This window comes from Arthrobacter sp. 147(2020), from assembly GCF_013116715.1.
GTDB lineage: Bacteria > Actinomycetota > Actinomycetes > Actinomycetales > Micrococcaceae > Arthrobacter_D.
The window spans coordinates 14,968-36,878 of sequence record NZ_JABFOM010000021.1 but is presented as its reverse complement, the minus strand read 5'-3'; the positions used below and the strand labels follow the sequence as shown (position 1 = coordinate 36,878).

Here is a 21,911-nt window from a genome sequence, read left to right as displayed (position 1 = left end):
GTGTGTCTCTTTCCTGCAGTAACTAGTCGGTGATGCGTTGTCAGTACTGGTTGATTGCTCGTGACCGCCGGATCAGCTTTGCTGGAGCCCGTGGTCTTCGAGGAGGGTCAGCCGGTGGTTGAGCCGGTCGCGCTTCGTTTGGAGGTACCGCTGGTTCTCGGCCCGCGCCGGCACCTCGGAGGGCACCATGGCGGTGACCTCGATGCCGTGGAGCTGGAGCTTGTCCCGCTTCTCCGGGTTGTTGCTGAGCAGTCGTATCGACTGCAAACCGAGCTGGTGAAGGATCGCTGCTGCCGCCTGGTAATCCCGCGAGTCCACGGGGAGTCCGAGCTGCTCGTTGGCTTCGATGGTGTCTGCGCCGGTGTCCTGCAGCGCGTAGGCGCGGATCTTGTTGGCGAGGCCGATGCCCCTGCCTTCCTGGCCGCGCAGGTACAGCACGGTGCCGCCCTGCTCGGTGATGAGCTGCAGGGCCTGCTCCAGCTGCTCGCCGCAGTCGCAGCGGAAGGAGGAAAAGACGTCACCGGTCAGGCACTCGGAATGCAGCCGGACCAGGGGTACAGTGCCGTTCTGGTTCGCCTGGCCGTTCCCGACCGCGGAGAGGCTGAGATGCTCCACCCCAGTTACCTCGTCCGTCCAGGCCTGGGTGGTGAAGGGTCCGAAGGCGGTCGGGAGGGTTACCACCGGCCCGCCGGTGACGTTGGAGGGGGGCACGTTGGAGCCGGTCAGGTTGGAGGTCGTCACATCGGAAGTGGTCATCGCAGGTCCTTTTCTGCAGCGGGTGTAGTGGGTGCGGTGTGTTCAGCCTGCCCGGCGGCTGTGTAGCTGAGCAGGTCCTTGATCGAGATCAGGGGCAGGCCGTGCACATCGGCGAAGTCACGCAGTGCGGGTAGTCGCATCATGTGACCTTCGTCGTGGACCACCTCGGCGATGACCGCCGCGGGTTCCAGACCGGCGAGGGCACACAGTTGCAGGCCCGCCTCGGTGTGTCCGGGGCGTTCACTGACCCCGCCGGGTGCCCCGCGCAACGGGAACAGATGCCCCGGCCGCGTGAGGTCGGCCGCCGTCGTCGTCGGATCGGCGAGCAGGCGAGCAGTTCGGGCCCTGTCTGCGGCGCTGATGCCGGTGGAGACCCCCACGGCCGCGTCGCAGGACACCGTGTACGCGGTGCCCTTGGCGTCTTCGTTGACGGCGGTCATCGGCGGCAGCAGCAAACGGTCAGCCACCTCTCCGGAGATGGGGACACAGAGGACGCCCGAGGTGTAGCGGACGGTCCAGCCGACCAGCTGTTCGGTGGCGAACTGGGCGGCGAAGATGATGTCGCCCTCGTTTTCGCGGCGCTCGTCGTCGACGACGACGACGGCCCGGCCAGCGGCCATCGCCGCCACCGCAGCGGGGACGGTGTCGAGCCGGATGGGCTGGGCCGCAGGTTCGGTGTCGTGGGTGGTCATGACAGGGGCTCGACGATCGCTGGCGGGACCGTGGGCTTGCTGACCGCGGGTTTCTGGATGGGCAGAGACTGGGTGTTCGGCGACTGCCAGGCGGGCAGCATGAAGCTCATCAGCCGCTCCGCGTACTTGGCGAGCACATCCATTTCCAGGTTCACCGAGTCGCCCGGCTGTTTCACACCGAGGTTCGTCTCCCGCAGGGTGGTCGGAATCAATCCCACCTCGAACCAAGGGTCAGGGGCGGAGGCTGCACTGACGGCGCTGATGGTGAGGGAAACGCCGTCGACGGTGACTGACCCCTTCTCTGCCGCGTACCGGGCCAGCCGGGTGGGAAGGCCGAACCGCAGCCGGTGCCAGGCGCCCTGGTTCTCACGCTCCAGCAGGGTTCCGATGCCGTCAACGTGGCCCTGGACAACGTGTCCGTCCAGCCGTCCGGTCGCCGGGACGCATCGTTCCAGGTTCACGGCGCTGCCGGGAGCGAGCAGACCGGTGGTGGTCCGGAGCAGGGTCTCCCCCATCACGTCGACCACGATCCTGCCCTCGTCGACGCTGGTCGCGGTGAGGCAGACGCCGTTGACGGCAATAGACCCGCCGAAGCCCAGATCCTGTCCGGTGGTGGGCGCGTCGAACACGAGGACGGCGCTTGTCTGGTCTGCCGCGACCTCAAGTGAGACAACACTGCCCTTTTCGGCGACTATTCCTGTGAACATGTGCTGGTTCCTTTGCTGCTGGTGATCGTTCGGTGAGAAGACTTCGGTGGTGCCGGCGTGCTGGGCCCGTCGTCGGCCGGGACCGGACTGAGGTGGAGACGGACGTCGCTGCCGCACTGGCTGATCGCCGCGCCGCCATGGGGATCGAGCGCCCACCTGCTGGCGTCCTGCAGGGACCCGATCCCGAGGCCCTGGATGGCCGGGGTGCCGGTTCCGAGGAGCAGGGGCGCCTGGTAGATAAACAGTTCGTCCACCAGTCCCGCGGCGAGGAAGGCGGTGGCGATGGTGGGGCCGCCCTCGATCATCAGGTGGCCGACGCCGTCGTCGTACAGGTGCTTCACCACTTCCCACGGATCGCGGGTAGCGAGCTGGACGAAGTTTCCGGCGCGGATCGCGGCGTCGTCGGGGACGGCGCGCAGGCCCATCGCCACCCGCAGGGGCTGCCGCACGGCGTTTGTGCCGTCGGCGTGCCGTGCCGACAGCCGGGGGTCATCGGCAAGCACGGTGCCGGTGCCGACGAGCACAGCGTCGGCACGGCGTCGGATCGCGTGCCCGTCGCTGCGTGACTCGGGGCCGGTGATCCACTGGCTGGTGCCGTCGGTGGCTGCGACGCGGCCGTCGAGGGTCTGGGCGGTCTTGAGCGTGATGAATGGCCGGCGTGAACTGGTGGCGGCACGCCAGCGATGGTTCAGGAGCTGTGCCTCATCGGCGAGCAGCCCGCCCACAGTATCGACGCCTTGGGTGCGGAGCCAGCTCCCGCCACCGGAGGCGGGGCCGTGGTCGTCGTGGGCGGCGAAGACCACGCGGGCGATACCCGCGGCAACGATGGCCTGGGTGCAGGGTCCGGTGCGGCCCGCATGGCTGCAGGGTTCGAGGGTGCAAACGAGGGTGCACCCGGTCAGGTCAGCGCGCTGTGCCCGGGCGTCGGCAAGGGCTGCGATTTCCGCGTGCGGTGTGCCGGCGCCCTGATGGTAACCGGTTCCAATAACCCGCTGCTGTTCGTCAAGGATGACCGACCCCACCAGGGGGTTGGCGCCGCGGACACCGCGGCCCGCGAGGTCGAGGGCGCGCTGCATCGCTGTCGTTTCGGCGTCCGGTGCCGCGGCCGGGTCGATGTGGGTCATGGCGGTCACCGGAGTGTGGGGTCTGGTAGCAGGACGTCGACGCGGGGTTTGGTCTCCCGGGCGCGCATCCAGACGAAGAAACCGATCAGGGTGAAGATCCCGTAGAACAGGTACATGAAGGCGGTGGCGTAGTAGCCGGCGCTGAACAGCAGGGGCACCCCGACGACGTCGACGGCCACCCAGATGAGCCAGAACTCGACCCACCCCTTGGCCATGCCGATGGTGGCGAGGAGCGATCCGACGAACGTCCAGGCGTCTGCCCACACCGGTTCGTAGGAGCCGAGCATCCGGAAAAGGGGTGTGATCGCGACGGTGCCGAGGATCATGCCAGCGACCAGGCCGATCCGTGCGCGGGTGGGAGCCCACCGCGGCGTGATGGCGTGGCCGTCGGGCTGGGCGCTGGCACGCCACTGTCGCCAGCCGTAGACGGCGACGGCGATGAACATGATCTGGCGGCCGGCCTGTCCCAGGAGGTTGGCGGCGTCGGCCCCGCCAAAGAAGGAACCGAGGAAGACGGTGAGGAGGAGCAGGTTTCCGACGATGCCGACGGGCCAGGCCCACAGTTTCCTGCGCATCCCGCCGAGTGCGCTGAGCAGCCCGAAGACGTTGCCGATCACCTCGCGGAGCAACAGCGAGCTACCGGCAACAGGGATCTGAGCGTCGAACAACCACCTCAGAAAATCCATGTCGTCCCCTTGTCTTGAGCGGTATGCTCCGGGGTACGACAGGAACGGCCAGTGCCGGTGACGGCGCGATAAGGCGCCAGCAAACCAGCACAGCCGAGGCTGCACATGCTTCTCCCATCCAGACTTTAACTGTCGGTGCCGGAATTTCACCGGCTCAACCGGCCACGCCAGCGCGGTAGCACTGACAGCGGACGGGTCGCGGACTATAACCGCCGGTTCGGAATTACACCGACCCCGGAGCATGTTTGTGTGTATCAGTATTTCATAACCGGATTAAGCGTGTGTCCATTCCCGTCACATTCCATAACGTGCACAATCCGTCCCGGTTCGCTAATCCCGCCGTTCGGGTTCACGCCGGTTCGTGCATTCGGGTTCGTGTCACCGGGGTTCGCGCCGGTTCACGCCCATGGCGTTGACGCGCGCACTGCGTTGTCAGGCTTGCCCGCTTCGGTGATGGAAGGTGCTTGAATCTTTAGAAAGGTGGTGGGGTTTCAGGGAGAGGCGCCGGTGGTGGGTCTGGTCGGGTGAGGTAGGTTTCGCCGGCGGGTGAGATGGCGATGATCATTCCGGGTTCGGGTTGTCGGTAGTGCCAGTAGCCTTCGGATTTGAGTTTGTGGTGGCGTTTACACAATGCCGCCAAATTGCCGTAGCTGGTTTTCCCGCCGTGTGACCAGGGTGTGGTGTGGTCGAGTTCGCAGAACACCGCCAACCGGTTACACCCCGGATGCCGACACGTCCGATCCCGCACCCTGACCGCATCTTGCAGGTCCTTCGGAACCCGGTAGGTGGTGGCATCGGCCCCAAGCCTCGCCCCGGTGAACGGGTGGGTAAGAATCCTTGTGAACGAGGGGGCATGCCCGGCGAGTCTCCGGGCGGTCTCGGGGTCAATCGGCCCGTACCCTTCCAACTCTCCCGGCGCGTCCCCGCCGAGGAGGGTCATCACCGGGACGGTCACGAACACCTTCGCCTGCACACCCCAATAGGAGGCGCCGCTGTCGTTAGGTTCCGTGGGGTTACTGTAGCCGTCAGCTATGTGCCCGGTGGCACCGGCGCTGGTGAGGACGTCTGCCAGGACGTCAGCCCGCAATTGGGCGAGCGTACGAGACTCGTCGGGGCCCTGTAGGTGGCGGGCTGCGGTGTCGACGCGGTGGAAGATCCCGGCAGCCTGATCCACGGGTAGGTAGGCTTCCAGCCAGGCCATCCCATCCCGCTGCGGGGTCAACTGCACCAGCCTCCCCTGCACCGCCTTCGCATGCCGGACACTGATCGACTCCGGATGCAATCGCTCCCGCAACCGCCGCGCCTGATAACAGAACCGGGTCACCGTCGTTTTGCCCGCCATCCCCACCAGACGCTGCTCGAACGCCGCCGTCACCGCGGGCACCAGGTCAGGGATGCCGGTGGCCTCCTCCACCACCGCCCACGCATGCCGCTTCGAGAGCTTCCCGCCCTCCAACGCGGCCAACGCCACCCGGTAATGCCGGGTCAACAACTCACTGTGCTCAATCAGTGACCCCGCAGACCGCTCCGGAACACGCAACGCAGCACCAATCTCGGACTCCGTCACCATCCGGGCATACCCCAACCGCCCCGCCGGACCCGCCGACTCGGCCGTCAAATCCGCAATCCGGGTGACAACCTTGGCCTCCTGCGCATCTGCCCACGACCGCAACTCGGCCAGATCCTTCAACGCATCAACGGCTTCGGAATGATCCAACTCCCCCACCGGGGTCAGCCCCAGCCATCCCGTCAACGCCGGCGGCCCGTCGCTGGCGCGCTCCCGCCCAGACGATCCGCCAGCACCCACACCGGGAACACCAGTGAAGACGCCCGTATCACCCACGGGAGCCGCCCAGAACGCCTCGCCACCCAACGGCCCATCAGCCCCATACCTGGCCGAGCCAGGACCAGCTTCACCCGGCGCCCCCGCAGAAGCATCCCCGGCCCCGCCATCCGCGGCCGGATCAGACCCGAATCCGGGAAGAAATCCCGTCCCAGCAGAAGAAGCGTTGGGGCTTTTCATATCTCAAGTCCATCACCCGCCACCCCCAAAATAAGGGTCACAAAAGAGGATCTCGAGAAAGTTTCTCCAAGTTTTTCCGGCGTAATCGAGGGCCCCGAAAGCTCCTTAAACACACCCGCCGAGGAGCGAGGTCGGGTGGACCCAGGAGCGCTGGGCCCGCCAGATCCAACTCCTCGGCGGGGGGTTTGAGGGGAGCAGCCCCTCAGTGAGCGTGAAAGACTAGTTCTTCTTCTCCGGCTTGAAGTCCACTCCGGCTTCCTTGCGCTGCTGCGCGGTGATCGGGGCCGGCGCCGCAGTCAGCGGATCGAACCCGCCACCGGACTTGGGGAACGCGATGACGTCGCGGATTGACTCGGTACCGGCCATCAGTGCAACGACGCGGTCCCAGCCGAACGCGATGCCGCCGTGAGGGGGCGCGCCGTACTTGAATCCCTCGAGCAGGAAGCCGAACTTCTCCTGCGCGTCCTCCTGGCTGATGCCCATGACCGAGAAGACCCGTTCCTGAACGTCACGCTGGTGGATACGGATCGAGCCGCCGCCGATTTCGTTGCCGTTGCAGACAATGTCGTAGGCGTAGGCCAGAGCGGTCTCGGGATCCTTGTCGAAGGTGTCCATGTACTCGGGCTTCGGGGAGGTGAAGGCGTGGTGCACGGCCGTCCAGGCTCCCCCGCCGACGGCGACGTCGCCCGCCGCGACAGCTGCCGACGCCGGTTCGAACATGGGTGCGTCAACCACCCAGACGAAGGCCCACGCGTTCGGGTCGATCAGGCCGGTACGGTGGCCGATCTCCACGCGCGCTGCACCGAGCAGTGCCCGGGACGGGGTCTTCTCCCCGGCCGCGAAGAAGATGCAGTCGCCCGGGTTGGCACCGACGGCGGAGGGCAGGCCCTCGCGCTCGGCGTCGGTGAGGTTTTTCGCGACGGGACCGCGGAGGCTGCCGTCGTCGTCGACCAGGACATACGCGAGACCCTTGGCACCGCGCTGCTTGGCCCATTCCTGCCACGCGTCGAGCTGGCGGCGCGGCTGGGAAGCACCGCCGGGCATGACGACGGCGCCGACGTAGGGTGCCTTGAAGACACCGAACTCAGTGTCCTTGAAGAACTCGGTGAGCTCGGTCAGCTCAAGCCCGAACCGCAGGTCGGGTTTGTCGGAACCGAACCGTGCCATCGCGTCGGCGTAGGTCATCCGCTGGATGGGGGTGGGGATCTCGACGTCGATCAGCTGCCAGAGTGCCTTCACCAGGTTTTCGCCCAGGGCAATGATGTCGTCCTGCTCCACGAAGCTGGCTTCGATGTCGAGCTGGGTGAACTCAGGCTGGCGGTCCGCGCGGAAGTCCTCATCGCGGTAGCAGCGGGCAATCTGGTAGTACTTTTCAAAGCCGCCCACCTGGAGCAGCTGCTTGAACAGCTGCGGGGACTGGGGCAGGGCGTACCAGGACCCGGGTGACAGGCGGGCCGGGACCACGAAGTCGCGGGCACCCTCGGGGGTGGACCGGGTCAGGGTGGGGGTCTCGATTTCGACGTACCCGTCCTGGTGCAGCAGTTCGCGGGCCACCCGGTTCGCCTCGGAGCGGAGGCGGAGGTTGGCGTTCGGCGCGGGCCGGCGCAGGTCGAGGTAGCGGTGCTTGAGGCGGGCTTCCTCGCCGACCTCCACGTGCTCATCGATCTGGAACGGCAGCGGGTCGGAGGTGTTGAGGATGGTCACTGTCTCGGCGATCACTTCAATGCCGCCGGTGGCCAGTGCGGGGTTCTCGTTGCCCTCGGGCCGCTTCTCGACGGAGCCGGTGATCTGCAGGACGTACTCGTTGCGCAGCCCGTGGAACACTTCCTCCTCACGGACCACCACCTGGGCGAAACCTGAGGCGTCGCGCAGGTCGAGGAATGCGACACCGCCGTGATCTCGGCGGCGGGCTACCCAGCCTGCCAGGGTGACGGTGTGTCCAATGTGCTCGGTCCGCAGTGAACCGAGGTCATGTGTGCGCAGCACAGCATTCCTTCCGGGTGGGGGGCACGGGGCAGAAAAGCGCTACCCGCGTATGAAAAGATCGTCTCGTTCGAGTTTACCGGTGATACCGGGACCCACCCGCCACGGCAGGGGAACCACATGGCCATGAGTAACCCACCAGGGCTTCGGCGGCAGCTGGGCGGCTTCGACGCCACCACCGTGGGCATCGGTTCGATGATCGGCGCCGGCGTGTTTGTGGTGTTCGCGCCTGCGGCCGCGTCGGCGGGCACCTGGCTGCCGGTGGCGGTCGCGATCGCCGGTTTCGTCGCCTACTGCAATGCCGCAGCGTCGGCGCAGCTCGCCGCGGTCCACCCGCACAGCGGTGGAACCTACGTCTACGCGCGCCGCCAGCTCGGCCCATGGCCCGGGTTTGTCGCTGGCTGGAGTTTCGTGACGGGCAAGATCGCCTCCTGCGCGGCGATGGCCCTGACGTTTGGGCTCTATGCGGCACCCGGATTCGAGACCGCTGCTGCGGTTGCGGCGGTGGTGGGCCTGACAGTCGTGAACCTGCTCGGGGTTACCCGCACCGCGCTGATGACCCGCATCATCGTGTCCCTGGTGGTCCCGGTCCTGGCGTTCGTGGTGGTCGCAGCCTTCGCCGCACCCCCACCGCCCGACGCCGTCGGGTTGCCCACCACCTGGCTCGGCGTCCTGCAGGCCGCCGGGTTGCTGTTTTTCGCCTTCGCCGGGTACGCGCGGATCGCCACCATGGGCGAAGAGGTCTGGGATCCGCGCCGCAACATCCCGGCCGCGATCTTCGGGTCGCTCGGGTTTACCCTGGTGCTATACCTGCTGCTGTCTATCGGCCTGCTCCGCGCACTCGGCCCGACGACGCTCGCCACCTCCGCTGCACCCCTTCGGGAGGTCTTCGCCGCCTCCACCTCGGGGATCCCGACGACCGCGGTCACGGTAGCTGCTGCCCTCGCCAGCCTGGGGGCCCTGCTGGCTCTCATCGCAGGAGTCGGCAGGACCACGCTGGCCATGGCGCGCGAGGGGGACCTCCCCCGGGCGCTAGCCGGAATCTGGGAGCGCTTCGGCGTCCCCTATGCCGCTGACCTGGCGACCGCCGTCGTCGTCATCGTCCTGCTCCTGACCACCGACGTGTTGACGGTGGTGGGCTTCTCCAGCTTCGGGGTGCTGATCTACTACGCGATCGCTAACCTGTCGGCGTTCACCCTCACCGAGCGGCCGTGGCATTCCCCGCGGGCGCTGAACGTGGTGGGTTTCTGTGGGTGCGTGCTGTTGGCGCTCACCCTGCCAGCGACCTCGGTCGTCATGATGGTCGCCGTGCTGGCGGCAGGAGTCCTGGGCCGCGCCGTCGTCCTCGGGATACGACGACGGCGAGCCTAGTCACTGCGCGGGGAGGACCCGGGCCTGCCGCCTAGCCGTCAGCGCGAAGCACGGTCGGCACCAGGTCAGCCGCTGGCGGTGACCAGGTGTCCGGGTCCGCGGGTTCCTGGGCGCCGGTGCGGATGTCCTTGACCTCGTGGGTGCCGTCCGCTGCGGTGAACCAGACGAACGGGATCCCGCGCCGGTCAGCGAACTTGATCTGCTTGCCGAACTTGTCGGCTGAGGCTGCCACCTCGGCCGAGATGCCGCGGCCCCGCAGGGAGGCGGCAATGTCTTGAGCGGCGGACCACGAGCTATCGTCAGTCAACGAGATCAGGACAGCGGTGGGAACCTGTCGGGACACAGCAGTGAAATCCTGGCTGAGGATCCGCGACACCAGCCGGGTGACGCCGATCGATAGACCCACCCCGGGGAAGGTCCTGTTGCCCTTGGCTGCCAGGCTGTCGTAGCGGCCGCCTGAGCAGATGGACCCCAGGGACTCATGTCCATTGAGGACAGTTTCGTAGACGGTGCCGGTGTAGTAGTCCAGACCGCGGGCGATGCTCAGGTCGGCAACCACCCGGCCTGGCGCCCGCTTCGACGCCTCAGCGATGACCTGCTCCAGCTCGTTCAGTCCCTCCTCAAGCAGCGGGTGGGTGACGCCGAGCTCGCGCACCTGGTCGACGAAGGAGACATCGCCGGTCCTGATCGAGGCGAGACGAAGCGCGAGAGCCGCCTGATCGTCGGTGGCGCCGAGTTCGGTCTGCAGCAGCGCCGTGACCTTTTCCGCGCCGATCTTCTCCAGCTTGTCGATGCTGCGCAGTACACCGGCGGTGTCTTCGAGGCCGATGCCCCGGTAGAAGCCCTCGGCCAGCTTCCGGTTGTTCACACGCACGGTGAAGTCGGGAATCGGCAGCGCGGAAAGGGCGTCGACCACCACGAGGGCCAGCTCAACGTCGTACCGGAACGGAAGGACGCCGTCGCCGACGACGTCGATGTCGGCCTGGGTAAACTCACGGAACCGCCCGTCCTGGGGACGCTCGCCGCGCCAGCACTTCTGGATCTGGTAGCGGCGGAAGGGGAAGGCCAGGTGGCCTGAATTCTCGACGACGTAGCGCGCGAAGGGCACGGTCAGGTCGTAGTGCAGGGCGAGGCCGTCATCAGCGCTGGGTGTCTTGGAGGAGTCGTCGTCGGCCTGGAGACGGGAGACGGCGTACACCTCCTTGTCGATCTCGCCCTTGCGGAGCAGGTGGGAAACGGTCTCCACCGCACGGGTTTCAATGTTGGAGAAGCCATGCAGCTCGAAAGTTTTGCGCAGCGTGTCCAGCACATGGAGTTCGACCAGGCGCTCCTCCGGCAGCCATTCGGGAAAACCGGACAGTGAGGCCTTACGTGCCATGCGGCTGAGCTCCTTGCGGTACATCGCTTTCGGGTGACTGGTGCGGCACTCATTTTAGGGGTTGCGGCGAACCCACGCGAAACGGCGCGGTCCCACGGGGGTGGACATCCGCGCCCGGTGGCTGCGAGATTCCGCTGTCGAACCCTTGTGCGTAAAGTAACCCCTGGGGATGTACGGCACTGCAGGCATCAAGCTCGCCGGAGGAAAGACAGGGAACGGTCCGCCGGTAGGTGCTGTGACGATAGACTCAGTAGCCCTGAACTAATTGCCGCGAGGTAGCAGGCAAACCAACGAGCGAAAGACTTCTAGCGGTGACACACAGTCAGCAATCCGACGAAACACCCCGTACCGACGAAACGTCAGGCGACGAGGAAACAACTACACCCGAGCAGGCGGCCCCCGAGGCTGCCGCGCCTGAGGAAGCAGCAGCTGAGGACGTAACCCCCGAGGCGACACCCGAGGAAGCACCGGCTCCGTCCGCGACGCCCCGGCCGGTCCCCCACCCCAGTGCCACCCCGAGCCCCGCTGCGATGGCGCAGCGTTCGGGCGCGAAACCTGGCGGGAAGCCCAGCGCAGCGGTCGCCGCTCCGCCGTCGCACAGCACTCCCCTAAGCGAGGCCGCCAAATTTGCCCGCGTCGAGGAAGACGGCCACGTGTTCCTGATCGTCAACGGCGAGGAGCACGCCGTCGGCCAGTACCCCGACGCGTCGAAGGATGAAGCCCTCGCCTACTTCGTGCGCAAGTACGACGACGTCGCCAGCCAGATCGCGCTGCTTGAGCAGCGAGTGCATGCCAAGGCCCCCTCGTCCGACATGCAGAAGACCGCGGACCACCTGCGGGAACAGGTCGCCGAGAAGAAGATTGTCGGCGACGTGCTGGCCCTCGAAGCACGCCTCGATGCGCTGACCGGCCTGATCGCCGAACTGGAAGCCGCCGAAAAGGCCGAACAGGACGCCGTGAAGGCAGCCGAGCTGGCTGCCCGTGAGGCGATCGTCGCGGAAGCCGAGGAAATCGCCGGCCGCGATCCGTCCACTGTGCAGTGGAAAGCCAGCAGCACCCGGATGAACGAGCTGTTCGAGACCTGGAAGGCCGCGCAGAAGAACGGCGTCCGGTTGGGTCGCGGTACCGAGGACGGGCTCTGGAAGCGCTTCCGCGCGGCACGCACCATCTTCGACCGCCACCGCCGCGCCTACTTCTCCCAGCTGGACACCGACAACGCGTCGGCCAAGCAGGCCAAGGAATCACTCATCCAGCAGGCAGAGGCGCTGTCCACCTCCACCGACTGGGGCCACACCGCCGGCGAGTACCGCAGGCTCATGGACGAGTGGAAGGCTTCCAAACGGGCCAGCCGCAAGGACGACGACGCCCTGTGGGCACGGTTCCGTGCCGCCCAGGACAAATTCTTCACCGCCCGGAAGGCAACCAACGAGGCGATTGACGAGGAATACGGAGCTAACCTCGTGGTCAAGGAGGCGCTGCTCGTTGAGGCGCGCCAGCTGTTGCCCATCAAGAATCTTGCGGCAGCCAAGAAGACTCTCCAGTCGATCCGCGACCGGTGGGAAGAAGCTGGCAAGGTGCCACGCGCAGACATGGGCCGGATCGAAGCCGGCATCCGGGAAGTGGAGGACGCGGTCAAGGCCGCCGACGACGCCCACTGGGAGCGGACCAACCCTGAGACCCAGGCCCGCACCAACAGTGCCCTGAGCCAGCTTGAGTCGACCATCGCAGCACTCCAGGAGGACCTGGACGCGGCGGAGAAGGCGGGCGACGCCAAGCGTATCGCTGCCGCCAAGGAAGCACTCGCCGCCCGCCAGCAGTGGATGGAGATGCTGCGCAAGTCGGCGCAGGACTTCTCCTAGACCGTTCTGACGATTGCCCCGACCCCCGATTTATCCACATCCGGGGGTCGGGGCTTTCGTATTGCCGGGCCGTTCGGGATGCTTGGGTCCATGGCGTTCGCGCAGCTTGGCACCGCCCCCGGACCGGAGTCCGGGGTGCCGGTGAACTCGACCGGTGGCGTGCTCTTCCGCGCCGACGATATCTTCAGTAGCGCGGAGTTACAGGCCATGCGCATCGACGGCCTGGTGCACCGGGTGTGTGGTCAGTCCTATGCACGCGCCGACCATCGCCTCGACCCGGCCTCCAGAGCGCAGTCCGCAATACTGTGTGTCCCGGGACCGCTACGGTCCAAGGTGGTTCTGGCCCGCCAGAGTGCCGCCTGGGTTTACGGTTGCTCGGCCCTGCCTGCCACTGTCATCCTGGTGACAGACCACCGGCGCCGAACCACCGCGCTGCCGCCCTTCAGCGACGCCCTCATGCATCAGGTGGCGCTGGGGCCCTGTGATGTGCGGCTGATCGGCGGTGTGGGGGTGACCTCCCCACTCCGGACCGCACTGGATATTGCGGTCCACGGGGACGACGCGTGGACGGTTCCCACACTCGTCCGGCTGGCCACCCTGCCAGGGCTCAACTGCGACCTGCGGTTGGTGGTGACAGCTATCGAAGCCGCACGCCGCGTCCCCGGGAAAAACCGGGCACTGGCCCGGATGCAGTCAGCGATGCATCAGGTGGACGCCGCGCGCCCGGCCTAAAGGCGGCGTTGCGCCCCGGTGGTCCGGTACACGTCAAACACGCCGTCGATCCGTCGGACGGCGTTGAGAATGTGGGTCAGGTACTTCGGGTCGCCCATTTCGAAAGCAAACCGGGACATTGCCACCCGGTCGGTCGACGTGTTGACGCTCGCCGCGAGAATGTTCACGTGGTTCTCCGACAGGACCCGGGTGACATCGGAGAGCAGGCTCTTCCGGTCCAACGCCTCAACCTGGATCTCCACCAGGAACACGCTGGACTGGGTGGGGGCCCACTCGACCTCGACAATGCGGTCCGGCTGGTCGCGAAGCTCCTCGACATTTCGGCAGTCGTTGCGGTGGACCGACACCCCCGAGCCGCGGGTAACAAAGCCAATGATCGGGTCCGGCGGGACGGGCGTGCAACAGCGGGCGATCTTCACCCACACGTCGCCTACGCCGCGAACAGTCACCCCGGAGTCGGAGAACTTGGGACGGCGGGGGCTGGTGGCGACAGCGGTCTCCGCGATGCTCTCTTCGGCTCCCTCGTTCCCACCCATCAGGGCCACAAGGTGCTCGATCACGTTCTGGGCCGAGGAGTGCCCATCCCCGACGGCGGCATACAGCGCGGCAATGTCGGCGTGCCGCAGGTCCTGCGCCACTGCCATCAGGGCGTCGTGGGTCATCATCCGCTGCAGCGGCAGGTTCTGCTTCCGCATGGCGCGGGTGAGCAACTCCTTGCCCTTCTCAATGGCTTCCTCGCGGCGCTCCTTGGTGAACCACTGCCTGATCTTGTTCCGCGCCCGGGGGCTCTTGACGAACCCCTGCCAGTCCTGGCTGGGTCCGGCACCTTCAGCCTTCGAGGTGAAAATCTCCACCCAGTCACCGTGATTGAGTTCGCTGTTCAGCGGGATGAGTTTGCCGTTGACCCGGGCACCGATGGTCCGGTGCCCCACCTCGGTGTGCACCGCATAGGCGAAGTCGACCGGAGTGGACCCGGCGGGCAACGCCATCACCTCGCCCTTGGGGGTGAACACGAATACCTCGCGGGCATTGATCTCGAACCGCAGCGAATCGAGGAACTCGTCAGGATCGGAGGTCTCCTGCTGCCAGTCGACGAGACTGCGCAGCCACCCCATATCGCTGTTGTCCGGGCCATCCCCGCCCTTCGCGCCGTTACCCTTGTACTTCCAGTGGGCGGCGACGCCATACTCGGCGCGGCGGTGCATGTCGTGGGTGCGGATCTGGATCTCCACCGGACGCCCACCCGGCCCAATCACCGTGGTGTGCAGCGACTGGTACATGTTGAACTTGGGCATCGCTATGTAGTCTTTGAACCGGCCGGGCAGCGGATTCCAGCGGGCGTGGAGCTGGCCCAGGGTGGCGTAGCAGTCCCTGACGCTGTCCACGAGCACCCGGATACCCATCAGGTCATGGATGTCGTCGAAGTCCTTGCCGCGGACAATCATCTTTTGGTAGATCGAGTAGTAGTGCTTGGGCCGGCCGGTGATCGTGGCCTTGATCTTGACAGACTTCAGGTCCTCGCCGATCTGGCTGCGCACCACGGCCAGATGCTTTTCCCGCTCGGGGGTGCGGTCGCCGACCATCCTGACGATCTCTTCGTACACCTTCGGGTGCAGTGCCGCGAAGGACAAGTCCTCCAGCTCCCACTTGATCGTGTTCATGCCCAGGCGGTGTGCCAGGGGCGCGAAGATCTCGAGAGTTTCGCGGGCCTTCCGTGCCGAGGACTCCGGTGAAACGAAACGCCAGGTCCTGGCGTTGTGGAGCCGGTCGGCGAGCTTGATCACCAGGACCCGGATGTCCTTCGCCATGGCCACGACCATCTTGCGGACCGTCTCCGCCTGGGCCGCATCGCCGAACGACACCTTGTCGAGCTTGGTGACGCCGTCAACGAGCATCGCCACTTCGGGACCGAAGTCCCGTTTGATGTCGTCAAGGGTGCACGCCGTGTCCTCGACCGTGTCGTGCAGCAGGGCAGCGGCGAGGGTGGTACCCGTCATGCCCAGTTCGGCAAGGATGGTTGCGACGGCCACCGGGTGGGTGATGTAGGGGTCACCGCTCTTGCGCTTCTGTCCCTCGTGGCTGTGTTCGGCGACGAGGTAGGCCCGCTGGATGAGGTCAAGGTCCTCTTTGGGGTTGTTCGCCCGGACGGTGCGCAGCAATGGTTCGAGCACCGGAGAGTATCCGCTCGACGCCCTGCCGGTCAGGCGGGCCAGCCGGGACCTGGTCCTGACCTTCCGCTCCGGCAACCCGCTGTGGTCAGCACTGGCAGCCGACGGCGCGGATCCTGACGAGGCAACCGCCACGTCACGGGTCCGGACCGGGGATGCTGCCACGGGTGGGGTGGGAACCTGTGCGAGCCGGGCAGTCGATGGGCGCGTGGTTGAACCGGCGCGCTCCACACTGCCATCAGTGTCGGGCCGCTCTGCTGGACCACTGGCATCTGCCACGTACTACCCCGATTCCTCAACCGTGAAACGGCTGAAAAGAATTACACCATGCTTGTTCTTCGGCATGCACATTTAAGTCTAGACGTGCAAACCAAACCGTGCTGAAACGGTTCTCCACAGGCGTACTACCACGTGCCGGAAATGGAAGTGTCCCGGACCACTCCGGGTCCGGGACACTTCCTTCAGTTGCTGAACATCAGGTGGTGGCGACGGCGTCCGCAGCCTCCACCGACCGGCGGTGGAGAACCCGCTTTTCCTGCCGTTTGATGTCGGGCTCCCGCATCCGTAGCCACGCGTACATTGGTGCGGCGATGAACAGGGTGCCGATGGTGCCGATGATAATGCCGATGAACAGCGCCAGCGACAGGTCCCGCAGGGTACCGGCGCCCAGGAGCAGCGCACCGATGAAGAGGATCGACGCAACAGGAAGCACAGCGACAACCGACGTATTGATGGATCGCACGAGGGTCTGGTTGACCGCCAGATTCACCTGTTCACTGAAGGTCCGCTTCGTCGACACATCGAGGTCGGCGGTATTCTCCTTGATCTTGTCGAAGACCACCACCGTGTCATACAGCGCGTAGCTCAGCACCGTCAGGAAGCCGATCATCGCCGACGGCGTGACCTCGAAGTCGCTGAGGGAATACAGCCCGGCCGTCACGGTCATCACCACCACCAGGCCGATCAGTGCTGCCGCTGACATCTTCCAGGTCCTGAAGTACAGGGCCATCAGGATGGCCGCCAACCCGATGAAGACCACCAGGCCGATCAGTGCCTGCCGGCTGACGTCCTCGCCCCAGGTCGGTCCAACGAAGTTGGTGGTCACCTCTTCCTCGGTGACGTCGTAGGCGCTGATCAGTGCATCGCGGACGCTGAGCGTCTCGTCGTCGGACAGCCGCTCGGTCTGGATCCGCATCGTCTGCGGGGCGATATTGGTGACACTCGGGACTGCGTCGGGGACCACGCTGGTGACCGCCTGCTCGCCGAGCGTGATGTCAGTGTTCTCAACGCTGGAGACAGTGAACTCGGACCCGCCACGGAAGTCGATCCCCAGGTTGAACCCGCCCTTGACGATCGGAATGATGATCGAGACCAGGACGGCAACAGCCGCAATGGTGAACCACAGATTGCGCTTCGCTACGAAGGGGTAGGAGCGTTTGCCCGAATAGAGGTCGTTGCCGAACCTGGCGAAACTATTGCCCCGCATTTACTTTTCCTCCTGATCGGTACCATTGCTGCGCGCGGCGTGGGCTTTTTGTTCAGCCAGCCGCCGTTCGGCTATGGTCGTGCGGCGGGCGATTTCGCCTGACACAGCTTTGTTCTTGGTGCGCGGTGCGGCCGACTCCGGTGTTGCGGAGGGCATCCGGATGCGTCCGGCACCGCGGTACAGGGGCATGACGCCCAGCTTCTTCGGGTCGACGCCGGAGAAGCGGTGCCCCTCACCGAAGAATTTGGTCATCGCCAGCAGGCGCATGACGGGGTGGGTGAAGAGGAAGACCACAATGAGGTCGGCGATCGCTGTCAGCCCGAGGGTGAAAGCGAACCCGCGGACGTTGCCGACGGCCACGAAGTACAGCACGACGGCGGCGAGGAGGCTGACGGCCTTTGATGCCAGCACTGTGCTCTTGGCCCGGCGCCACCCGTTCTCGACGGCTGAGACCAGCCCCCGACCGTCCCGGAGCTCGTCGCGGATTCGCTCGAAGTAGACGATGAAGGAGTCGGCGGTCTGCCCGATGGCGACGATCAGGCCGGCGACACCGGCAAGGGAAAGCCGGTAGTTTTCGGTCCAGCCGAGGATGCAGATGGCCAGGTAGGTCAGCAGACCGGCGACGACGAGGGAGGTGATGGTGACCAGGCCGAGCATCCGGTACTGCAGCAGCGAATAGCCTGCGACCAGGATGAGCCCGATGACACCGGCGATGAGGCCCAGGCGCAGCTGGTCCGCGCCCAGGGTTGCGGAGATCTGCTGCTCGCTCTGGATCTCGAAGCTGATCGGCAGTGCGCCGTACTTCAGCTGCTCGGCCAGGGCTGCGGCGGATTCCTCGGTGAAGCTGCCGCTGATCGAGGGGCGACCGTCGGGAATGACCGCGTTGGTGGTCGGAGCCGAGATGATCGTGCCGTCCAGCACGATGGCGAACTGGTTCCGGGGGTCACCCTGTCCGAAGGCGAACAGCCGTTCGGTCACCTCGCGGAAGGTCTCGCTGCCCTCGGCGTTGAACTGGATGTTGACGGCCCAGGTGTTCAGTGACTGACCCTGAGCGCCGCGCTGCATGCCGAAGTCCGCGGAGTCGATGTCCGTTCCAGGTACTTCGACCGGACCCAGGATGTATTTACCCTGCGTGTTCGGCTCACAGGCGACCATCGGCTGATCAGCAGGTGCGGGCTCTTCGGCTGGTTCAAGCGCCTCGGGAGAGGTGCAGTCCAGGGCCTCGAACTCGGAGAAGATGTCGGCGGTGATCCAGTTCGGATCGCTCGCGTCGGTGGGCTCGGCGGTCGGTGTCGGGAGCTCCTCCTCGGGGGTGGGCTCCTCGGCAGCGGGCGCCTGGCCCGGACCGCCGAACAGCACCGGACGGAATTCCATCTGCGCCGAGGCCTGGATGAGCTCGCGGGTTTCAGCGTCGGGGATGCCGGGGAGAGACACGATCACGTTGCGGCCGGACTGGGTGTTGATCTCGGCTTCGGCCACGCCGCTGCCGTCCACACGCTGCCGGATGATTTCCACCGCCTGGTCCAGCTGCTCCTCCGTGATGGAGTCGCTGCCACCCTGGACCTGCGGTGCCAGGATCATCTGGGTGCCACCCTCCAGGTCGAGAGCCAGTTTGGGGCTCCAGCTCGCGGTGCCCCAGATGGACCCGCTGCCCAGGAGAACTGCAAGTAATGCAAACATAACGCCGAGCCAAACGAGTGTCCGTTTCGCTGCCGTGCCTGGGCCGGTACGAGGCATGTGGAATTTCCTTTTATCGAAAGAGCGCGCTGTGTACTGCTGGTGGGGGTGGGGCTGTCACCGGATCCCGGCCGCCCCACCCGGCGCTAGTTGTCCTTGTTGTCCCGGGTGTTGTCCCGCTTGCTGTCATAGTCCAGACGGAGATCGTCGTCCGCACGGGCGTCGAGACGCTCCGTACCGGACTCGGCGGGGAGTACCCCGTCCTTGCTCGGCTGGTCCTGGCCGTCGACGGTGGCGGTCCGGGTATCGGTGACAGGGCTGTCGGCGGCGGGGCTGGTCAGCGATGAGGCGTCGTCGGGAACGGCTGGGGTATCGTCGTCGTCCTCGGCGGGCTCAGGCTGGACCACCTTGGTGAGGGTCTGCATGTGCACGGTAGCGGTGGCGCCGGGGCCGAGCTCCAGCACCGCCTTGTTGTTCTCCACATCGAGGGAGAGCACAGTGCCGAACAGGCCGAAGTTGGTCATTACTTCGGTGCCGGGAACCATCTGGGTGCGCTGTTCCTTGATGGTCTTCTGGGTCTTCCGCTGCCTCCGGAACATCATGAAGATCAATGCTCCGAGCGCCAGCGGCAAAAGAAGGCTGAAAATATCAAAGCCTTGCTCTGGGGCGGCAGTCTGGGCTAATAAGGTTGAGAACACAGAGTAATTCCGTTTCTATATCTTGGGATCCGCACGCACCTGACGTGCCGCACGTCATATCAGTGTAAAGGGAAACGGGATTGTCCGCGTCCTTGCGGCTCGCCTATCAGTCGGTATTGACCCATTCCGTTACCTCACCGTTGCCATCAACGAGGGTGTCATCGGAGAGTGTTTCCTCGGACAGGACGGCGAAGAGATCGTCCGGCATCGCGGCTGCGACGGTGGCTGGCATGACGAGGCCCAGATGGTCCCAGGCGGCCCGGGTGGCGATCCGTCCGCGGGGCGTGCGCCCCAGCATGCCCTCCCGGACGAGGTAGGGTTCGGCGACCGTCTCCACCGTCTCGGGTTCCTCGCCGACGGCGATGGCCAGGGTGGATAGTCCCACCGGGCCGCCGTTGAACTTGGTAATCAGGGCAGTCAGTACGGCCCGGTCCAGGCGGTCCAGGCCCTTCGCGTCGACCTCGTACATGTCCAGGGCTGCCCCGGCGCAGCGGGCGTCGATCAGGTCCACCCCGTGGACGAGCGCCCAGTCACGGACCCGGCGCAGCAGCCGGTTCGCGATACGGGGGGTCCCGCGGGACCGGCCAGCAATCTCGGAGAACGCCGCCGAATTGACCTTCATATCCATGAGCATGGCCGACCGACGGAGCACCAGCTCAAGTTCCTCGGTCGAGTAGAACTCCAGGTGCCCGGTGAAACCGAACCGGTCGCGCAACGGTCCGGGCAGCAGCCCGGCGCGGGTGGTGGCGCCGACGAGGGTGAAGGGCGGCAGGTCCAGCGGGATGGCCGTCGCCCCGGGCCCCTTGCCGACGATGATGTCAACCCTGAAGTCCTCCATCGCCATGTAGAGCATTTCCTCCGCCGGTCGGGACATCCGGTGGATCTCGTCGAGGAAGAGGACCTCGCCGTCGGTGAGGGAGGAGAGGATGGCGGCAAGATCACCGGCATGCTGGATCGCCGGTCCGGAACTGATCCGCAGTGGTGCGTTCATTTCGGCGGCGATGATCATGGCGAGGGTGGTCTTGCCCAGCCCCGGGGGGCCCGAGAGCAGGACGTGGTCGGCCGTCCGGCCGCGAAGCCGGGATGCCTCCAGCACCAGGGACAGCTGACGGCGGACCCGCTGCTGGCCCACGAAGTCGTCGAGGTTCTTGGGCCGGAGCGCAGCCTCAACCGCCCGGTCCTCGGGGTCGCCGGCGGGTGAAACCACTGGGGTCTCCTCCCCCGCTGCTGCGTCGTCGCGCGCCATCAGCTCACCCGGCTCCGGGCGGAGGCTCGGGCGCCGTCCTGGCCGAGACGGCGAAGCGTGAGCTTCAGGATGGCTCCCACGTCGCCGGTGGCGGCTATCTCGGGCGCCTCTGCGGTCGCTGCATCAATGGCGGCGCCCGCATCCTTCTCGGACCAGCCCAGACCCATCATCGCCGTCAGCACCTGACCCTGCCAAGCGTTCTTCGGGGTTCCACCGGTAGTGCCGAGGGGAACGAGTTTGTCCGCCAGTTCGAGCACGATTCGCCGGGCGCCCTTCGGGCCGATTCCCGGTACCTTGCTGAACGCCTTGTCATCTCCGGAGGAGGCAGCCACCCGGATGGCCTCGGGGGTATGCACGGCCAGGACGGCGAGGGCAAGCCTTGGGCCGACGCCGCTGACGCCAAGCAGGGTCTCGAACACCTCGCGCTGGTCGGCCTCCTCGAACCCGAACAGGGTCATCGAGTCCTCACGGACAATCATCGCGGTGAAGACCTGCGCCTCCTGCCCCGTACGCAGGGTGGCGAGGGTCTGCGGGGTGGCCAGGATCTGCATGCCGAACCCATTGACATCCAGCACTGCCGAGTTGAGGCCAACGTGGGCAACCGTGCCGCGGAGGGAACTGATCATGCGAGCTACTCCAAAATTTCTATCCGAACATATCTACGAACATATCTACGAACAGCGTACCGGTATCAACGCTCGTTGACCCGTGCGCCACACCGTTAGCGACGGTGTACGGCGGGGCTAGCGCCGTCGTCGGGCCTTGGCTTCGGCCTCAGCCCAGATCCGCTGGGCCGCCGTGGCGGTGCCACCGCTGGCCGAGGCCCGGTTCGCTGCAACACCCTGCCGCCAGGCGTGGGTGATGGCAAGGGCGAGGGCGTCGGCGGCGTCGGCCGGCTTGGGCGCGGTGTCCAGCCGCAGAATCTTGGTGACCATCTTGGTGACCGCTACCTTGTCGGACTGGCCGTTGCCGGTGACGGCGGCCTTCACCTCGGTGGGCGTGTGGAGGGCCACCGGGATGCCGCGGCGTGCGGCGGCGACGATCACCACCCCTGATGCCTGGGCGGTGCCCATCACCGTGCTCACGTTGAGCTGGCTGAACACCCGTTCGACGGCGAGCACGTCGGGTGAATGGGTGTCGAGCCACTCATCGACGGCGTCGGAGATGACGAGCAGCCGCTGGTCGAGGTCCTGGCCCGCCGGTGTGCCGACCACCCCTACGGCAACGAGCGATGACCGCCGGTTGGGCTCGATGTCGACCACCGCCAGACCACAGCGGGTGAGGCCCGGGTCCACCCCCATCACGCGCAGGGTCATCGGATGGCC

General features: G+C 66.2%; 18 protein-coding genes and 1 riboswitch. Of the genes, 3 read left to right on the top strand and 15 right to left on the bottom strand.

Annotated elements, in window-relative coordinates:
• Positions 1-72 precede the first annotated feature (72 nt).
• The 7 genes from ribA to aspS form a co-directional block, all read right to left on the bottom strand.
• Entirely contained in the window at positions 73-756 is a 684-nt protein-coding gene (gene ribA, locus HMI58_RS13095) for a GTP cyclohydrolase II (protein ID WP_171620370.1), read from the bottom strand.
• The gene (gene ribB / locus HMI58_RS13090; RefSeq protein WP_171620368.1) at positions 753-1,448 is read right to left on the bottom strand and encodes a 3,4-dihydroxy-2-butanone-4-phosphate synthase; all 696 of its coding nucleotides are present in this window, start codon (positions 1,446-1,448) and stop codon (positions 753-755) included. The genes ribA and ribB overlap by 4 nt, the downstream gene beginning before the upstream one ends.
• The gene (locus HMI58_RS13085) at positions 1,445-2,155 is read right to left on the bottom strand and encodes a riboflavin synthase (protein WP_171586841.1); all 711 of its coding nucleotides are present in this window, start codon (positions 2,153-2,155) and stop codon (positions 1,445-1,447) included. The genes ribB and HMI58_RS13085 overlap by 4 nt, the downstream gene beginning before the upstream one ends.
• Positions 2,140-3,279, bottom strand: coding sequence for a bifunctional diaminohydroxyphosphoribosylaminopyrimidine deaminase/5-amino-6-(5-phosphoribosylamino)uracil reductase RibD (gene ribD / locus HMI58_RS13080; protein ID WP_171620366.1), 1,140 nt, complete (start codon positions 3,277-3,279; stop codon positions 2,140-2,142). The genes HMI58_RS13085 and ribD overlap by 16 nt, the downstream gene beginning before the upstream one ends.
• 5 nt (positions 3,280-3,284) lie before the next feature.
• Positions 3,285-3,965: a nicotinamide riboside transporter PnuC gene (gene pnuC, locus HMI58_RS13075; RefSeq protein ID WP_171620364.1), complete on the bottom strand. Its 681-nt coding sequence runs from the start codon at positions 3,963-3,965 to the stop codon at positions 3,285-3,287.
• A 101-nt stretch (positions 3,966-4,066) separates the two neighbouring features.
• A riboswitch (FMN riboswitch) is annotated at positions 4,067-4,212 on the bottom strand.
• A gap of 225 nt (positions 4,213-4,437) precedes the next feature.
• Complete coding sequence (locus HMI58_RS13070; protein WP_171620362.1) at positions 4,438-5,988, bottom strand: HNH endonuclease signature motif containing protein; 1,551 nt, start codon at positions 5,986-5,988, stop codon at positions 4,438-4,440.
• Positions 5,989-6,207: 219 nt separating this feature from the next.
• Positions 6,208-7,974 (bottom strand): aspartate--tRNA ligase, encoded by a 1,767-nt coding sequence (gene aspS, locus HMI58_RS13065; protein WP_171620360.1) that lies wholly within the window; start codon positions 7,972-7,974, stop codon positions 6,208-6,210.
• A 117-nt stretch (positions 7,975-8,091) separates the two neighbouring features.
• Here aspS and HMI58_RS13060 point away from each other — a divergent pair, with 117 nt between their 5' ends.
• On the top strand, positions 8,092-9,342 hold the full coding sequence (locus HMI58_RS13060) for an APC family permease (protein ID WP_171620358.1): 1,251 nt from the start codon (positions 8,092-8,094) through the stop codon (positions 9,340-9,342).
• A 31-nt stretch (positions 9,343-9,373) separates the two neighbouring features.
• Here the strand turns inward: HMI58_RS13060 and hisS are convergent, their stop codons facing one another.
• Positions 9,374-10,720, bottom strand: a complete 1,347-nt coding sequence (hisS, locus tag HMI58_RS13055; protein ID WP_171620356.1) for a histidine--tRNA ligase — start codon at positions 10,718-10,720, stop codon at positions 9,374-9,376.
• 311 nt (positions 10,721-11,031) lie between these two features.
• On the opposite strand from hisS, the gene HMI58_RS13050 reads away from it, so the two are divergent.
• Positions 11,032-12,579, top strand: coding sequence for a DUF349 domain-containing protein (locus tag HMI58_RS13050; RefSeq protein WP_171620354.1), 1,548 nt, complete (start codon positions 11,032-11,034; stop codon positions 12,577-12,579).
• 90 nt (positions 12,580-12,669) lie between these two features.
• Positions 12,670-13,311 carry a hypothetical protein gene (locus HMI58_RS13045; RefSeq protein ID WP_171586936.1) on the top strand — a complete coding sequence of 214 codons (642 nt, stop codon included), beginning with the start codon at positions 12,670-12,672 and terminating at the stop codon, positions 13,309-13,311.
• Here HMI58_RS13045 and HMI58_RS13040 read toward each other — a convergent pair.
• The 7 genes from HMI58_RS13040 to ruvC form a co-directional block, all read right to left on the bottom strand.
• Positions 13,308-15,557, bottom strand: coding sequence for a bifunctional (p)ppGpp synthetase/guanosine-3',5'-bis(diphosphate) 3'-pyrophosphohydrolase (locus tag HMI58_RS13040; RefSeq protein WP_171587009.1), 2,250 nt, complete (start codon positions 15,555-15,557; stop codon positions 13,308-13,310). The genes HMI58_RS13045 and HMI58_RS13040 overlap by 4 nt on opposite strands.
• Before the next feature lie 397 nt (positions 15,558-15,954).
• Entirely contained in the window at positions 15,955-16,965 is a 1,011-nt protein-coding gene (secF, locus tag HMI58_RS13035; protein ID WP_171620352.1) for a protein translocase subunit SecF, read from the bottom strand.
• Entirely contained in the window at positions 16,966-18,702 is a 1,737-nt protein-coding gene (secD, locus tag HMI58_RS13030) for a protein translocase subunit SecD (protein ID WP_171586938.1), read from the bottom strand. It abuts the gene before it with no gap.
• A gap of 86 nt (positions 18,703-18,788) precedes the next feature.
• Positions 18,789-19,340, bottom strand: coding sequence for a preprotein translocase subunit YajC (locus HMI58_RS13025; protein ID WP_318779269.1), 552 nt, complete (start codon positions 19,338-19,340; stop codon positions 18,789-18,791).
• Between the two features lie 106 nt (positions 19,341-19,446).
• The gene (gene ruvB, locus HMI58_RS13020) at positions 19,447-20,586 is read right to left on the bottom strand and encodes a Holliday junction branch migration DNA helicase RuvB (RefSeq protein WP_225668751.1); all 1,140 of its coding nucleotides are present in this window, start codon (positions 20,584-20,586) and stop codon (positions 19,447-19,449) included.
• On the bottom strand, positions 20,586-21,212 hold the full coding sequence (gene ruvA / locus HMI58_RS13015) for a Holliday junction branch migration protein RuvA (protein WP_171620350.1): 627 nt from the start codon (positions 21,210-21,212) through the stop codon (positions 20,586-20,588). The genes ruvB and ruvA overlap by 1 nt, the downstream gene beginning before the upstream one ends.
• A 117-nt stretch (positions 21,213-21,329) precedes the next feature.
• Positions 21,330-21,902 carry a crossover junction endodeoxyribonuclease RuvC gene (ruvC, locus tag HMI58_RS13010; RefSeq protein ID WP_171620348.1) on the bottom strand — a complete coding sequence of 191 codons (573 nt, stop codon included), beginning with the start codon at positions 21,900-21,902 and terminating at the stop codon, positions 21,330-21,332.
• Between the last annotated feature and the right edge of the window lie 9 nt (positions 21,903-21,911).

What these genes read in the sequence shown, in the direction of transcription:
- ribA (WP_171620370.1), bottom strand. Translation starts at nt 756, where the DNA reads ATGACCACTTCCGATGTGACGACCTCCAACCTGACCGGCTCCAACGTG.
- HMI58_RS13060 (WP_171620358.1), top strand. Translation starts at nt 8,092, where the DNA reads ATGGCCATGAGTAACCCACCAGGGCTTCGGCGGCAGCTGGGCGGCTTC.
- ruvA (WP_171620350.1), bottom strand. Translation starts at nt 21,212, where the DNA reads ATGATCAGTTCCCTCCGCGGCACGGTTGCCCACGTTGGCCTCAACTCG.
- HMI58_RS13045 (WP_171586936.1), top strand. Translation starts at nt 12,670, where the DNA reads ATGGCGTTCGCGCAGCTTGGCACCGCCCCCGGACCGGAGTCCGGGGTG.
- secD (WP_171586938.1), bottom strand. Translation starts at nt 18,702, where the DNA reads ATGCCTCGTACCGGCCCAGGCACGGCAGCGAAACGGACACTCGTTTGG.
- HMI58_RS13070 (WP_171620362.1), bottom strand. Translation starts at nt 5,988, where the DNA reads ATGAAAAGCCCCAACGCTTCTTCTGCTGGGACGGGATTTCTTCCCGGA.
- pnuC (WP_171620364.1), bottom strand. Translation starts at nt 3,965, where the DNA reads ATGGATTTTCTGAGGTGGTTGTTCGACGCTCAGATCCCTGTTGCCGGT.
- secF (WP_171620352.1), bottom strand. Translation starts at nt 16,965, where the DNA reads ATGCGGGGCAATAGTTTCGCCAGGTTCGGCAACGACCTCTATTCGGGC.
- ruvB (WP_225668751.1), bottom strand. Translation starts at nt 20,586, where the DNA reads ATGGCGCGCGACGACGCAGCAGCGGGGGAGGAGACCCCAGTGGTTTCA.
- ribD (WP_171620366.1), bottom strand. Translation starts at nt 3,279, where the DNA reads ATGACCCACATCGACCCGGCCGCGGCACCGGACGCCGAAACGACAGCG.
- hisS (WP_171620356.1), bottom strand. Translation starts at nt 10,720, where the DNA reads ATGGCACGTAAGGCCTCACTGTCCGGTTTTCCCGAATGGCTGCCGGAG.
- ribB (WP_171620368.1), bottom strand. Translation starts at nt 1,448, where the DNA reads ATGACCACCCACGACACCGAACCTGCGGCCCAGCCCATCCGGCTCGAC.
- HMI58_RS13085 (WP_171586841.1), bottom strand. Translation starts at nt 2,155, where the DNA reads ATGTTCACAGGAATAGTCGCCGAAAAGGGCAGTGTTGTCTCACTTGAG.
- ruvC (WP_171620348.1), bottom strand. Translation starts at nt 21,902, where the DNA reads ATGACCCTGCGCGTGATGGGGGTGGACCCGGGCCTCACCCGCTGTGGT.